A 14,501-nucleotide genomic window follows, 5' to 3' on the forward strand; every position below is an offset into this window, starting at 1 on the left:
ATTGCCGACGGCTGACTTCCTTCGCGGCGGACCACACGCCGGGCGCCGACGCTCCCACCTGCGTCGGGTGCGCCATGATGGTCCGGTGCGGCACCCCCGGCCGCACCCGACCGCCGTTCCGGGTCGCTGGACCCGCCGGCACGCGCGCAGCCAGGGAGTGGCCGATGGACAAGCAGCAGGAGTACGTGCTCAGGACGATCGAGGAGCGCGACGTCCGGTTCATCCGGCTGTGGTTCACCGACGTGCTGGGCACTCTCAAGTCCGTCGCCATCGCCCCGGCCGAGCTCGAGCAGGCCTTCGCCGAGGGCATCGGGTTCGACGGGTCGGCCATCGAGGGGCTCACCCGCGTGTACGAGGCGGACATGCTGGTCAAGCCGGACCCCGGCACGTTCCAGATCCTGCCCTGGCGGGGGGAGGCGAACTCCGTGGCGCGGATGTTCTGCGACGTGCTCACCCCGACGGGCGAGCCGGCCCGCTCCGACCCGCGCAACGTCCTCAAGCGGGCGCTGGCCAAGGCCGCCGACGCGGGGTTCACCTTCTACACCCACCCCGAGATCGAGTTCTACCTGTTCGAACGCCCCCAGCGGCCCGACGACGCGCTGGTGCCGATCGACACCGCCGGCTACTTCGACCACGTCGCGCGCGGGACGGCGCACGACTTCCGCCGCGACGCCATCACCACCCTGGAGTCCATGGGCATCTCGGTGGAGTTCTCCCACCACGAGGCCGGCCCCGGCCAGAACGAGATCGACCTGCGCTATGCGGACGCGCTGAGCATGGCCGACAACATCCAGACCTTCCGCACCGTGGTCAAGGAGGTCGCGCTCCAGCAGGACGTGCTCGCCACCTTCATGCCCAAGCCGCTGGTCGACGCCCCCGGCTCGGGAATGCACACGCACCTGTCGCTGTTCGAGGGCGACCGCAACGCCTTCTACGACCCCTCGGGGCGCTACCAGCTCTCCGACACCGCCCGGGCGTTCATCGCCGGCCTGCTGCGCCACGCCGGCGAGATCACCGCGGTGACCAACCAGTACGTCAACTCCTACAAGCGGCTGTGGGGCGGCGGGGAGGCGCCCAGCTACGTGTGCTGGGGCCACAACAACCGCTCGGCGCTCGTGCGGGTGCCGCTGTACAAGCCCGAGAAGGGCGGCTCGGCGCGGATCGAGTACCGCGCGCTGGACTCCGCCGCCAACCCCTACCTCGCCTTCGCCGTCCTCCTCGCCGCCGGCCTCAAGGGCGTGCAGGAGGGCTACGAGCTGCCCGAGGGCGCCGACGACGACGTCTTCGCCATGAGCAGGGCCGAGCGGCGCGCCCTGGGCATCCAGGAGCTGCCCAACTCCCTTCACGAGGCGATCCAGATCATGGAGCGCTCGGAGCTGCTGGCCGACACGCTGGGGGAGGAGACCTTCGGGTACTTCGTCCGCAACAAGCTCACCGAGTGGGAGGAGTACCGCAGCCAGGTCACGCCGTTCGAGCTGCGCCGGTTCATCCCGGCGCTGTGACGGCGCCGCGGCACGGCCGAGGGGAGGCGTGATGGCACGGCAGGTGACCCGCACGAGCGTGCTGCGCCGGCTCGGCTTCACCGACGCCCCGCGCGCCGACCACCTGCTCGCCGACCCGGCGCTGGCGCCGCTGGTCGAGGCCGCGCAGGCGGCGGACGCGCCCCTGCCGGAGGCGCTGAGCGCGAGCGCGGACCCCGACCAGGCGCTGCTGGCGCTGCTGCGCCTCGTCGAGCAGGCCGGCGACCACGGCCTGGGCGACCGGGTCCGGGCGGTGCTGACCGAGGACGGCCGGCAGCGCGGCCGCCTGCTCGCGGTGCTCGGGGCGTCCTCGGCGCTGGGGGACATGCTCGTCGCTCATCCCGAGGACGGCGCGCTGCTGCGCGACCGGGCCGGTGAGCCGGGGCCGCTGGACTCCGACCCGGCCGCCGAGCGGGCCCGGGCGCTGCGGGCGGTGGGGGCGGACCCGGACGCCCCGGTGCCGGTCGCCGCCGTGACCGGGGACGACGGCGTCGGCGCCCTGCGGCGCACCTACCGCCGCCGCCTGCTCCAGATCGCCGCGGCCGACCTGGTCAGCGCGGACCCGGTGGCCGACTTCCCGCGGGTCGCCGCGGCCATCGCCGACCTCGTCGGCGCCGCCCTCGACGCGGCCCTGGCCCTGGCCCGGGCCGCGATGCCGGACGGCGCCAGGGACGTGCGCCTCGCCGTCATCGGGATGGGCAAGACCGGTGGGCGCGAGCTCAACTACATCTCCGACGTCGACGTCGTCTACGTCTGCGAGCCCGCGCCCGGGTCGGACCTGTCCGAGCCGGCGGCCCTCGCCGTCGGGACGCGGCTGGCCACCCAGCTGGCCCGCGCGTGCCAGGCGCCCGGCCCGGAGCTGGCGCTGTGGCCGGTCGACGCCAACCTGCGCCCGGAGGGCAAGGACGGCCCGCTGGTGCGCACGCTCGCCTCGCACGTGGCCTACTACGAGCGGTGGGCCAAGGGCTGGGAGTTCCAGGCGCTCATCAAGGCCCGGCCCGTCGCCGGCGACCGGGCCCTGGGCGAGGCGTACCGGGCCGCGCTCGGGCCGATGGTGTGGTCCGCCGTCGAGCGCGAGAACTTCGTCGAGGAGGCCCAGGCGATGCGCCGGCGGGTGGAGGACCACGTCCCCGCCGCCGACGCCGACCGCCAGCTCAAGCTCGGCAAGGGCGGCCTGCGCGACGTGGAGTTCACCGTCCAGCTGCTCCAGCTGGTCCACGGCCGCACCGACCCGTCGATCCGCTCGGGGACGACGCTTGAGGCGCTGGACCAGCTCACCCGCGGCGGGTACGTCTCGCGCGACCACGCCGCCGAGCTGTCCCACCACTACCGGTTCCTGCGGGTGCTCGAGCACCGCATCCAGCTGCACCGGCTGCGCCGCTCGCACGTGGTGCCCCGGGACGAGGCGGACCTGCGCCGGCTGGGCCGGGCGATGCACGCCGACGGCGTCGACTCCGCCGAGTCCCTCGAGACCCGCTGGCGCCAGGTCCGCCGCGAGGTGCGCCACCTGCACGAGGAGATCTTCTACCGCCCGCTGCTGCCGCTGACGGCCCAGCTCTCCGCCGAGGACGTCGCGCTCGCGCCGGAGGCCGCCCGGGCCCGGCTGCGGGCCATCGGCTACCTGGACCCCGACGGCGCCCTGCGGCACATCGGCGCCCTGACGGACGGGCTGTCGCGGCGCGCGGCGATCCAGCGCCAGCTGTTGCCGGTCATGCTCGGCTGGTTCGCCCAGGGCCCGGAGCCGGACTCCGGGCTGCTGTCCTTCCGCAGGCTCTCCGAGACCATGGGCACCACCCACTGGTACCTCAAGCTGTTGCGCGACTCCGGCGCCGCGGCCGAACGGCTGGCCCAGGTGCTCTCCACCAGCCGGTACGCGGCCGACGCGCTGGCCCGCCTGCCCGAGGCGGTGGCCTGGCTCGACGACGACGCCGAGCTGGTCCCGCGCGAGCAGGCGGCGCTGGCCGCCGAGCTCGCGGCGCTGCAGGCCCGGCGCACCGAGCCCGTGGCGGGCGTCATGGTCGCGCGCTACCTGCGCCGGCGTGAGCTGCTGCGCGCCGCCCTGGCCGAGGTGCTCGGCGACGTCCCCTTCGCGCGCACCGCGCACATGATCTCCACCGCCGCCGACGTGGCCCTGCAGGGCGCGCTGAAGGTGGCCGTGGCGCAGGCGACGGCGGAGGCCGGGCTCGACGCCCCACCCTCGCGCTACCTGGTGGTCGCCATGGGCCGCCTGGGCGGGGCGGAGATGAGCTACGCCTCGGACGCCGACGTGCTCTTCGTCCACGACCCGGTGCCGGGGGCGGACCCGGAGCTGGCGGCGCGCACCGCGGTGGCGGTGGCCTCGGCGGTGCGCTCCCTGCTCGGCGAGACCGGGGCCGAGCCGCCGCTGCCGGTGGACGCCGACCTGCGTCCGGAGGGCCGCAGCGGACCGATAATCCGCTCGCTGTCCTCCTACGCCGAGTACTACGAGCGGTGGGTCGAGCCCTGGGAGCGCCAGGCGCTGCTGCGCGCCCGCCCCGTGGCCGGCGACGAGGAGCTCGCGGCCCGGTTCGGGGCGCTGATCGACCGGGTGCGCTACCCCGCGGGGGGCCTGGGGGAGGCGGACCAGCGCGAGCTGCGCCGCGTCAAGGCCCGGGTGGAGGCCGAGCGGCTGCCGCGCGGGGTGCCGCCCACCCGCCACCTCAAGCTGGGCCGGGGCGGGCTGAGCGACGTGGAGTGGACCGTCCAGCTGCTCCAGCTGCGCCACGGCGGCGCGGTGCCGGAGGTGCGCACGCCCTCGACGCTGCCGGCGCTGCACGCGCTGCGGGAGGCGGGGCTCGTCGGGGCCGACGCGGCCGCGCGGCTGGCCGAGGCGTGGCAGCTGGCCTCGCGCATCCGCAACGCCATCGTCCTGGCCACCGGGCGCACCACCGGCGGGCGGCTGGACGTGCTACCGCACGAGTCGCGCGACCTGGAGGTGGTCGCGCGGATCCTCGGCTACGAGCCCGGCGGCCGGCTGGACCTCGAGGAGGACTACCTGCGCGCCGCCAGGCGGGCCCGGTCGGTCGTCGAGCACCTCTTCTACGGCTGACCCAGCGACCGACCTGCCATTCCGGTCGCAGCCACCATGACGATCTGGCTGCGACCACAATGGCGAGCTGGTCGCGGGAGGGGTCAGAGCACCTTGGAGAGGAACTCCCGGGTGCGCTGCTGGGTGGGGTGGTCCAGGACGTCGGCGGGGCGGCCCTGCTCGACCACGACGCCGTCGTCCATGAACACCACCTGGTCGCCCACCTCCCGGGCGAAGCCGATCTCGTGGGTGACGACCATCATCGTCATCCCGTCGGCGGCCAGGTCCTGCATGACCCCGAGCACCTCGCCGACCAGCTCGGGGTCCAGCGCCGAGGTCGGCTCGTCGAAGAGCATGAGCTCGGGGTCCATGGCCAGCGCCCGGGCGATCGCCACGCGCTGCTGCTGGCCGCCGGAGAGCTGGGCGGGGTAGTGCCCGGCCCGGTCCGCCAGGCCCACCCGGTCCAGCAGCTCGGCCGCCCGCGCCCGGGCGGCCGCCTTGGACCGGCCCTTGACCTGCACCGGGGCCTCCATGACGTTCTCCAGCGCCGTCATGTGCGGGAAGAGGTTGAAGCGCTGGAACACCATCCCGATGCGGGCGCGCTGCTGGGCGATCTTGCGCGGGGGGAGCCGGTAGAGCTCGCTGCGCCCGCCGCGGGACTCCTCGCGGTAGCCCACGAGCTCGCCGTCGACGCGGATGCGGCCGGCGTCGATCTCCTCGAGCTGGTTGACGCAGCGCAGCAGGGTGGACTTGCCCGACCCGGACGGGCCGAGCACCACGCACACCGACCCCGCGGGCACCGTCAGGTCCACCCCGCGCAGCACGTGCAGCTCGCCGAAGAGCTTGTGCACGCCGTCGATCTGAATCATGTCGGTCATGGGGTGTTCTCCAGGAACGGGTCGTCCTTCGTGGTGCCGGCCGCGAGGATGGCCTGCTGCTTCTTGCCCAGGCCCTTCCCGCCCCGCGGCGCGGGGCCGGCGCCGGCGAACCCGCGCCCGTAGTACCGCTCGAGGTAGTGCTGGCCGACCATGAGCACCGAGGTGATGAGCAGGTACCAGATCGCGGCGACCATGAGCAGCGGGATGGGCAGGAACAGCCGGTTGCCCACGGAGTTGGTCACGAAGGTGAGGTCGAGCGTGAAGGGCACGGCCAGCACCAGGGAGGTGGTCTTGAGCATGGAGATCGTCTCGTTGCCCGTGGGCGGGACGATGACGCGCATGGCCTGCGGGATGACGATGCGGCGCAGGATGGTCGACTCCTTCATGCCCAGCGCCCGCGCCGCCTCGCCCTGCCCGGCGTCCACGCTGGCCAGGCCGGAGCGGAAGATCTCCGCGAGGTAGGCGGCCTCGTTGAGGGCCAGGCCGATGATGGCCGCCCACGCGGCGTTGAACACGTCGTTCGTGGAGAAGACGACGAACTCCGGCCCGAACGGCACGCCCAGGCTGAGCCGCGGGTAGAGGACGGCCAGCAGCCCCCAGAAGGTCAGCTGGGTGTAGATCGGGGTGCCGCGGAAGAACCAGATGTAGAACCACGCCACCGCCCGCATGACCGGGTTGTCCGAGCGGCGCATGATGGCCAGGGCCAGGGCCAGCACGACGGCGATGGCCATGGACGCCGCTGTCAGCAGCAGCGTCCACCCCACGCCCTTGATCACCGTGACGTCGCGGGCGTACAGCCAGACCAGGTCCCACCGGAAGTTGGGGTTGGTGACCAGGGCGTTGACGGCCATCGCCGCGAGCACGGCGGCGACGACGGCGGAGACGAGCCGCCCGGGCCGGCGCACCGGGTGGGCGCGGATGAGCTTGGGCACGTCCGTGCGACGGGGGGAGTGGGACATCAGACCGTCGGGTTGAGCTCAGCGCTGTCGAGCGCGCCGGAGACGCCCCACGTGGCGAGGATGTCCTGCCAGACACCCTCGTCCATGAGGTGCTGCATCGCGGCCTGCAGGGCGGCGGTGAGCTCGGGGTCGTCCTTGGCCACGACGATGCCCTGCGGGGCGGTGTCGGTGACCTCGCCGAGCTGCTCGACCTTGCCCTGGGTCTGCACCTCGGCGTACTGGCCGACCTGGGAGTCGGCGTACATGACGTCGATCTTGCCGCCGACGAGATTCGTCGTGACGTCCGCCTGGGAGGTGTAGCGCAGCACCTCGATCGGCTCGGCGCCCTTGGCCTGGCAGTCCGCCGAGAGCCGGTCGACGACCTCGTCCTGGACGGTGCCGGTCTGCACGCCCATGGTGGTGCCGCACAGGTCCGCCGCGTCCAGGCCCTTCGGGTTGCCCGCCTGGACCGAGTAGGTCGAGCCGGCGGAGATGTAGGAGATCATGTCGACCTCCGCCACCCGCTCGGGGTTGATGGAGAAGGACGAGATGCCGGCGTCGTACTGGGTGCCGATGCCGGGGATGATCGAGGCGAACTCGGCGTGCGCGACCTCGACCTTCGCCCCGAGCACCCGGCCGAGCGCGTTGGCCAGATCGACGTCGTAGCCGGTGGGGGTCTGGCCGTCGGCACCGCCGAAGAACTCCGCCGGCGCGTACTGGAGGTTGGCCCCGACGGTCAGCGTGCCGTCGAAGTCGGCGGGCAGCTTGGCCGCGATGTCGTCGACCTTGCCGATCGTCGAGACGTCGTAGCTGGGCGCGGCGGCGCTCGCGTCGCTCGTGCCGCCGTTGCCGCCGGCACCCTCCGAGACGGCGTTGGTGCATGCCGTGAGGCTGAGGGCGCCCGCGAGGGCGGAGGTGGCAAGGACGGGCAAGCGACGCATGACAGACTCTCCGAGGACGGCTCACGTAAACGAACGGTGCCATCGTATATCCGTATCCATGCATGACTATGCACGGGGCGGTGTGGACTCAGGCACATCACGCCCCAGGCAGGATGTCGCGCGACGGATGTGGCGCGGACCTCACGCACCGGCGGCGCTCGGACCCGGTGACGCTCGGGGCGAGCGCGCGCCGCGGCGGGGGCGCGCCTAGCGTGGACGCCCATGAGCACTCCCACGCTCACGCTCAACACCGGCCTGGCCATGCCCGCCCTCGGGTTCGGCGTCTTCCAGACCCCGCCGGAGGAGACGGTCGCCGCGGTCGGCGCGGCGCTGGAGACCGGCTACCGTCACGTGGACACCGCCGCCGCCTACGGCAACGAGCGCGAGGTCGGCGAGGCGATCCGGCGCTCCGGGCTCGGCCGGGACGACGTCTTCATCGAGACCAAGGTCTGGATCACCGACTACGGGTACGAACCCACCCTGCACGCCTTCGACAAGAGCGCCGGCAAGCTCGGTGTCGACCGGATCGACCTGCTCATCCTGCACCAGGCGCTGCCGGGGGAGTTCGAGCGGACCATCGACGCCTACCGCGCCCTGGAGAAGCTGCTGGCCGACGGCGCCGTCCGCGCCATCGGCGTCTCGAACTTCATGCCGCGCCACCTCGATCGCCTGCTCGCGGAGACGGAGGTCGTGCCGGCGGTCAACCAGATCGAGGTACACCCCTACTTCCGGCAGTCCGAGCTGCTCGCCTACGACGACGACCGCGGCATCCTCAACCAGGCCTGGTTCCCGATCGGCGGGATCACCTTCTACCGCGACGGCTCGCAGGGCAGCACGCTGCAGGATCCGGTGATCGGCGAGATCGCCGCGGCGCACGGCAAGACGCCGGCCAGGTGATGCTGCGCTGGCACCTGCAGCAGGGCCGCCAGGCCATCCCGAAGTCCGTCACGCCGTCGCGCATCGCGGAGAACTTCGACGTCTTCGACTTCGCGCTCACGACCGACCAGCTCGGCGCGATCGACGCGCTCGACACCGGCGTGCGCGGCGGCCCGGAGCCGGAGCACATCACCCGGGAGAACTTCGGGCTCGAGATCCCCGAGGCCTGAGCCCGGACGCCGCCGGGGTGGGCGGAGCACCCACGACGGCACCCCCGCCGCCACGGGGGCGAGGGGGGTGCCGGCCGTGCGGGTCAGGCCTCAGGGCCGCAGCCCTGGGCCGTGCCGGTCACAGGTCGTAGTACATCTCGAACTCGTGCGGGTGCGGACGCAGGCGCAGCGGGTCGATCTCGTTCGTGCGCTTGTAGTCGATCCAGGTCTCGATGAGGTCGGGGGTGAACACGTCGCCCTCGGTGAGGTAGTCGTGGTCGGCCTCGAGGGCCTCGAGCACGCCGGGCAGCGAGTCCGGCACCTGGGCGATCTTGGCGTGCTCCTCGGGGGGCAGCTCGTAGAGGTCCTTGTCGATCGGCTCGGGCGGCTCGATCCGGTTGCGGACGCCGTCGAGCCCGGCCATGAGCATCGCCGAGAACGCGAGGTAGGGGTTGGACGAGGGGTCCGGCACCCGGAACTCGATGCGCTTGGCCTTGGGGGAGGTGCCGGTGACCGGGATCCGGATGCACGCGGAGCGGTTGCGCGCCGAGTACACGAGGTTGACCGGGGCCTCGAAGCCGGGCACCAGGCGGTGGTAGGAGTTCACGGTCGGGTTGGTGAAGGCGAGCAGGGACGGCGCGTGGTGCAGCAGGCCGCCGATGTACCAGCGGGCCATGTCGGACAGGCCGCCGTAGCCGCGCTCGTCGAAGAACAGCGGCTTGCCGTCCTTCCACAACGACTGGTGGGAGTGCATGCCCGAGCCGTTGTCCCCAAAGAGCGGCTTGGGCATGAAGGTGGCGGACTTGCCGGCCTCCCAGGCGACGTTCTTGATGATGTACTTGAACTTCATCACGTCGTCGGCGGCCGCGCGCAGCGTGTCGAACCGGTAGTTGATCTCCATCTGCCCGGCGGTGCCCACCTCGTGGTGCGCGCGCTCGACGTCGAGCCCGACCTCCTGCAGGCAGGTGACCATCTGGTCGCGCAGATCGGCCATCTGGTCGTTGGGGGAGACGGGGAAGTAGCCGCCCTTGTACCGGGTCTTGTACCCGAGGTTCGGGCCCTCCTCGCGGCCGGTGTTCCAGGCCGCCTCGTTGGAGTCGAGGTAGTAGTAGCTCGAGTGCTGGTTGGTCTCGTAGCGCACGGCGTCGAAGATGTAGAACTCCGCCTCGGCGCCGAAGTAGACGGTGTCGGCGATGCCGGTGCTCTTGAGGTAGGCCTCGGCCTTGGTGGCGATATTGCGGGGGTCGCGCGAATACGCCTCGTCGGTGAACGGGTCGACGATGGAGAAGTTGACCACGAGCGTCTTCTGCTTGCGGAACGGGTCGACGAACGCGGTGGTGACGTCCGGCACCAGCTTCATGTCGGACTCGTGGATCGCCTGGAAGCCCCGGATGGAGGACCCGTCGAACATCAGACCTTCCGTGAAGGCATCCTCGTTGAAAGCCTCCACCGGGATGTTGAAGTGCTGCATGACGCCCGGCAGATCGCAGAAGCGGACGTCGACGAATTTGACGCCTTGCTCCTTGGTGAAGGCGATGGCCTCCTCGGCGCTGGAAAACATCCGATGCTCCTTGGCTCGTGGACTCTCGTGACCCGGATGGGAACCGCCTTCGAACCTAGTGGCGGCCGGTTTCTGCTGTGTCACCCGAATGTGTCAGGGATGTTACGCGGCGTCCCGGCGGGCGGACCGCGGTGGCCGGGTCGTGGGCAGGCGTGCGCCCGCGGGCGGAGGCCGCCACCGGCGGGGGCGGTGCCGCGCGCTGGGTAGGCTCGTCTGGTGTCCGACGCAAGAACCGCTTCCCCCACCGTGGCCGGCCTGGGGCGCCGGATCATCGGCCTCGCCGTGGACTGGGCGATCGCGACGGCGATCAGCGCCGGGTTCCTCGGCAACGACCCCCTCGCCACCCTCGGCATCTTCGCCCTCATGACGTGGCTCATGCTCAGCACCCTGGGCGCGACGATCGGGCACGTGGCGGCCGGGCTGGCGGTGCGACGGCTCGACGGCGGCCTGCCCGGGCCCCGGCGCGCGCTCATCCGCACGGTCCTGCTCTGCCTGGTCATCCCGGCCGTCGTGTGGGGCGCCGACGGCCGGGGCCTGCACGACATCGCCGCCGGCACGGTCGTCACTCGGGTGCGCTGATCCCGTCACTCGGCCGACCGGCCCGCGTCCGGCGGCCCCGGACCGCGAGCCGCACTCACCGCGGGCCGGGCCGCTACGACGCCGACGCCCGGCACTGCGCGCGCAGTGCCGGGCGTCGTTCCTGGTGCTGGGGGTCAGCGCCCGCGCATGCCCTTGCGGTCGGGCCGGGCCTTCATGGGGTCCACGCCCTTGGGGATCGGCATCCGGGCCGCGCCGAGGGCCTGCAGGCGCTTGGCGACGGCGGCGACCTCGGCCGGGGTCAGCGTTCCCTTGAGCCGCTGGACGTGCCGGACGAGCTTGGCGAGGGGGACCTGGCCCTCGTCGTTGCCGTACTCGACGAGGTGCACCGGCACGTTCGGCGCCACGCGGGTGACCTTGCGGCGCTCGTCCTCGAGCAGGCGCTTGACGCGGTGGCTCGGCCCCTCGGAGACCAGGACGATGCCGGGCCGGCCCACCATGCGGAAGACGAGGTCCTGGGTGCGCGGGTTCATCGCGACCGGCTGTTCCTCGATGTTCCAGCCGCGGCGGATCTGCCCGAGCGCCGCGCCGGCCGCGCCGGGCTGGCCGTCGATCTGGGAGTAGCCGGCCTTCCGGGTCTGCTGGGCCAGGAGGATCATCATCGCCATCGACCCGAGGAGCAGGCCGAAGAAGCCCATGTACCACGGGTGGCCCCAGGCGAACCCGACCACCAGCGCCACACCCATGACCACCACGAAGACCCCGACGAGGAGCCAGGTGATGTTGGGGTTGACCTGCCGGGTCATCCGGTACGCGTCGGCGATGTTGTGATACCAGCGCCGCTTCTTCTCCTGGGGTGCGGCGGAGGAACCCTCGACGTCGCGCGTGCTCTTACGGGCCATGATGCCCAAGGATACCGGCCGTCGGCCGTGTCTCAGCCGTCCGCCGCAGTGATGTGCCGGGCCGGCGTGCGCAGCGACAGCGCGAGGACCGCCAGGGCCGCGGACGCGGCGGCCGCCACGGCGAACGCGGCGTCCGGGCCGGCGGCGTCGGCGAGGCGCCCCGCGACCGCCGCCGCGAGGGCGACACCGACGACGTTGGCCGAGCTCAGCGCGGTCATCGCCACCGCGGTGGCGCCCGGCGGCGCGAGCCGCCCGGCGGCGGTGAACAGGGTGACCAGCGCCGGGCCCACGAACAACCCGACCGCCAGCACGAGCCCGGCGAGGGCGCCGAGCGCCGTGGCCGCGGTCATGGCCGCCGACAGCGCGGCCATGCCGAGGCCGCATACCACCAGCCGCGCCCGCAGGGTCACGCCCTCGGGCAGGGCGACGACGGCGAGGGCCATGGCGGCGGAGCCCACGCCCATCAGGGCGTAGATCAGCCCGGCCCGGCCCGGTGCGCCGGTGGCAGCTGCGAAGGCGGTGACCGCCGTCTGGCTGGCGCCGAAGAAGAGCCCCACGCAGGCCATGCCGGCGACGGCGGGACCTACCCGGCGCAGCACGCGCGGCAGGGCGGGGGCCGCGGCCGGGGTCAGCGGCCGGATGCGCGGGTCGGCGGCCCCGGCGGAAGGGTGCAGGGCGAAGGCGGTGACGAAGATCGCCACGAGCGCCGCGGCCAGCAGCACCGGCGCCTCGGGGCTGCCGGCCGCGGCGGCCACCCCCACCAGCGCCGGACCGAGGACGAAGCTGAGCTCGTCGGCCATGGACTCGTAGCTCAGCGCGGCGCCGCTCACGCGGGGCTCGCTCGTCGCGCCGAGCCAGCGCACCCGCGCGAGGGACCCGACCGGCACGTTGGTGAGTCCGACCAGCGCGCAGAGCGCGCACAGTCCCGCCGCGGCGGCGCCGGCCCGGGCCGCCACCACGAGGGCCACCAGCGCCGCGGCGTTGACCGGGGTCAGGAGCAGCAGCGGCAGCCGCTGGCCGCGCCGGTCGGTCCACCGCCCGACGAGCGGGCCGGCGACGGCGGTGGACACCGCCAGCGCGGCGGAGGCGAGCCCCGCCTCGCCGACCGACCCGGTGGCGCTGGTGACCAGGGTGAGCACGCCGAGGACGACCATTGCCACGGGCAGCCGGGCGAGGAAGCCGACGACGAGGAAGGGCGCGCCGAGCAGGCGGGGAAGGTCCCGGTAGCGGCCCAGGGCGTGCAGCGCCGACACGTCAGGCCAGGGACACCGCTTCCGGCCGGGACGCGACGAGCGACGCGGCCTCCTGCCGGGAGGGGCGCGGCTCGGTCAGGTGCTCCAGCTCGGCGGGGATGGGCTGGCCCTTGCGGGTCATCGCCTTGGCCCACAGCCGGCCGGCGCGGTAGCTCGACCGGACCATGGGGCCGGCCATGACGCCGAGGAAGCCGATCTCCTCGCCGATCTCGGCGAGCTCGACGAACTCCTCCGGCTTGACCCAGCGGTCCACCGGGTGGTGGCGCACCGAGGGCCGCAGGTACTGGTTGATCGTCAGCAGGTCGCAGCCGGCGTCGCGGATCAGCTGCATCGCGCTGACGACCTCGTCGAAGGTCTCGCCCATGCCGAGCATGAGGTTGGACTTGGTGACGAACCCGTCCTCGGCCGCGGCGGTCAGCACGCTGAGCGAACGCTCGTAGCGGAAGCCCGGCCGGATGCGACGGAAGATCCGCGGCACCGTCTCGACGTTGTGCGCGAGGACCTCCGGGCGGGAGGAGAAGACCTCGGCGAGCTGGTCCGGCTTGGCGTCGAAGTCGGGGATGAGCAGCTCGACGCCGGTGCCCGGGTTGAGGTCGTGGATCTGGCGGACGGTCTCGGCGTAGAGCCAGGCGCCGCCGTCGGCAAGGTCGTCGCGGGCGACGCCGGTGATGGTGGAGTACTTCAGGCCCATCTTCTGCACCGACAGGGCCACCTTGCGCGGCTCCATGCGGTCCAGCGCGGAGGGCTTGCCGGTGTCGATCTGGCAGAAGTCGCACCGACGGGTGCATTGCGAGCCGCCGATGAGGAAGGTGGCCTCGCGGTCCTCCCAGCACTCGAAGATGTTGGGGCAGCCGGCCTCCTCGCACACCGTGTGCAGCCCGTTGCCGTGCACGAGCTGCTTGAGCTCGCTGTACTCCGGCCCCATGACGGCCTTCGTCTTGATCCAGCTGGGCTTGCGCTCGATGGGGGTCTCGGCGTTGCGCGCCTCGATCCGCAGCATGCGGCGGCCCTCTGGTGCGATGGTCACGGTCGGCTACCTCGTCCTTCGTTCGGCTGCCCGGGGGCGGTTCCGGTCGATCCTACGTCCCTGGCCAGGGGCTCACACCGGCGGTTCAGGTGCGGGCCGGACCGGTCAGGGCCGGACGGCGACAGCCGGCCGGGCCGGGCGGGTCCGGGCCCCCAGGGCCCGGGCCAGCTCGTGCTCGGTGGCGTCGACGATGTCCAGCGGGGTGATGGTGCGGCCGGTCTCGGCGGACAGCGAGGTCACGTCGGCGTCGTCGATCCCGCACGGCACGATCCGGTCGTAGGCGCTGAGGTCGGGGCAGGCGTTGATGGCGATGCCGTGCATCGTGACGCCCTTGGCGACCCGCACCCCGACCGCGCACAGCTTGCGGTCCCGTCCCCGGGCGTCGGCGGCGACCCAGACGCCCGAACGGCCCGCCACCCGGGTGGTGGCGACGTCGCAATCGGCCGCGAGGTCGATCACGGCCTGCTCGAGGGCCCGCACGTAGGCGACGACGTCGACCGGCTCGCGCAGCCGGACGATGGGGTAGGCGATCAGCTGGCCCGGGCCGTGCCAGGTGATGCGCCCGCCGCGGTCGACGTCGACGACCGGCGTGCCGTCGGTGGGCCGGTCCCAGGATGCGGTGCGCTTGCCGGCGGTGTAGACGCCGGCGTGCTCGAGCAGCAGCACGGTGTCCTCGCGCTCCCCGGCGACGACCTCCGCGTGGACGCGCCGCTGCAGGTCCCAGGCCCAGTGGTAGTCGACGTGCTCGGACCCCAGTCGCACCCGCTCGAATCGCACCCGTCGATGCTAGACCCGCGCCCGGGACCTCGTTGT

11 protein-coding genes and 1 pseudogene are annotated in these 14,501 nt (G+C 73.0%); 4 read left to right on the plus strand and 8 right to left on the minus strand.

The genetic code is table 11. From position 1 onward, the window contains the following. Positions 1–164: 164 nt before the first annotated feature. Entirely contained in the window at positions 165–1,502 is a 1,338-nt protein-coding gene (gene glnA / locus GD880_RS07500; protein WP_152230995.1) for a type I glutamate--ammonia ligase, read from the plus strand. A gap of 31 nt (positions 1,503–1,533) precedes the next feature. After that, complete coding sequence (locus GD880_RS07505) at positions 1,534–4,587, plus strand: bifunctional [glutamine synthetase] adenylyltransferase/[glutamine synthetase]-adenylyl-L-tyrosine phosphorylase (protein WP_152230996.1); 3,054 nt, start codon at positions 1,534–1,536, stop codon at positions 4,585–4,587. 83 nt (positions 4,588–4,670) lie between these two features. Here GD880_RS07505 and GD880_RS07510 read toward each other — a convergent pair whose 3' ends face one another. The 3 genes from GD880_RS07510 to GD880_RS07520 are packed head-to-tail and all read right to left on the minus strand — an operon-like array spanning position 4,671 to position 7,323. Next, on the minus strand, positions 4,671–5,435 hold the full coding sequence (locus GD880_RS07510; RefSeq protein ID WP_152231054.1) for an amino acid ABC transporter ATP-binding protein: 765 nt from the start codon (positions 5,433–5,435) through the stop codon (positions 4,671–4,673). A 5-nt stretch (positions 5,436–5,440) separates the two neighbouring features. Continuing rightward, complete coding sequence (locus GD880_RS07515; protein WP_152230997.1) at positions 5,441–6,403, minus strand: amino acid ABC transporter permease; 963 nt, start codon at positions 6,401–6,403, stop codon at positions 5,441–5,443. Beyond that, positions 6,403–7,323: an ABC transporter substrate-binding protein gene (locus GD880_RS07520; protein WP_152230998.1), complete on the minus strand. Its 921-nt coding sequence runs from the start codon at positions 7,321–7,323 to the stop codon at positions 6,403–6,405. The genes GD880_RS07515 and GD880_RS07520 overlap by 1 nt, the downstream gene beginning before the upstream one ends. Positions 7,324–7,545: 222 nt before the next feature. Between GD880_RS07520 and GD880_RS07525 the strand changes: the two are divergent. Continuing rightward, positions 7,546–8,429, plus strand: a pseudogene (locus tag GD880_RS07525) (aldo/keto reductase). Between the two features lie 118 nt (positions 8,430–8,547). Here the strand turns inward: GD880_RS07525 and glnA (GD880_RS07530) are convergent. Next, on the minus strand, positions 8,548–9,969 hold the full coding sequence (glnA, locus tag GD880_RS07530) for a type I glutamate--ammonia ligase (protein WP_152230999.1): 1,422 nt from the start codon (positions 9,967–9,969) through the stop codon (positions 8,548–8,550). Between the two features lie 216 nt (positions 9,970–10,185). Between glnA (GD880_RS07530) and GD880_RS07535 the strand changes: the two genes are divergently transcribed. Then, a complete protein-coding gene (locus tag GD880_RS07535) occupies positions 10,186–10,548 on the plus strand; it encodes an RDD family protein (protein ID WP_152231000.1) in 363 nt (120 codons plus the stop codon). Between the two features lie 134 nt (positions 10,549–10,682). Here the strand turns inward: GD880_RS07535 and GD880_RS07540 are convergent, their stop codons facing one another. The 4 genes from GD880_RS07540 to lipB all read right to left on the minus strand — a co-directional run bounded on the left by GD880_RS07540 (position 10,683) and on the right by lipB (position 14,465). Next, a complete protein-coding gene (locus tag GD880_RS07540; RefSeq protein WP_152231001.1) occupies positions 10,683–11,408 on the minus strand; it encodes a DUF4191 domain-containing protein in 726 nt (241 codons plus the stop codon). 32 nt (positions 11,409–11,440) lie between these two features. Continuing rightward, positions 11,441–12,661 (minus strand): MFS transporter, encoded by a 1,221-nt coding sequence (locus GD880_RS07545; protein WP_152231002.1) that lies wholly within the window; start codon positions 12,659–12,661, stop codon positions 11,441–11,443. A 1-nt stretch (position 12,662) separates the two neighbouring features. Continuing rightward, positions 12,663–13,688 carry a lipoyl synthase gene (lipA, locus tag GD880_RS07550; RefSeq protein WP_152231003.1) on the minus strand — a complete coding sequence of 342 codons (1,026 nt, stop codon included), beginning with the start codon at positions 13,686–13,688 and terminating at the stop codon, positions 12,663–12,665. Positions 13,689–13,793: 105 nt separating this feature from the next. Further along, positions 13,794–14,465, minus strand: a complete 672-nt coding sequence (lipB, locus tag GD880_RS07555; RefSeq protein WP_152231004.1) for a lipoyl(octanoyl) transferase LipB — start codon at positions 14,463–14,465, stop codon at positions 13,794–13,796. Positions 14,466–14,501: the final 36 nt, after the last annotated feature.

The organism is Georgenia ruanii, assembly GCF_009193175.1.
In the GTDB taxonomy this organism is placed as follows: domain Bacteria; phylum Actinomycetota; class Actinomycetes; order Actinomycetales; family Actinomycetaceae; genus Georgenia; species Georgenia ruanii.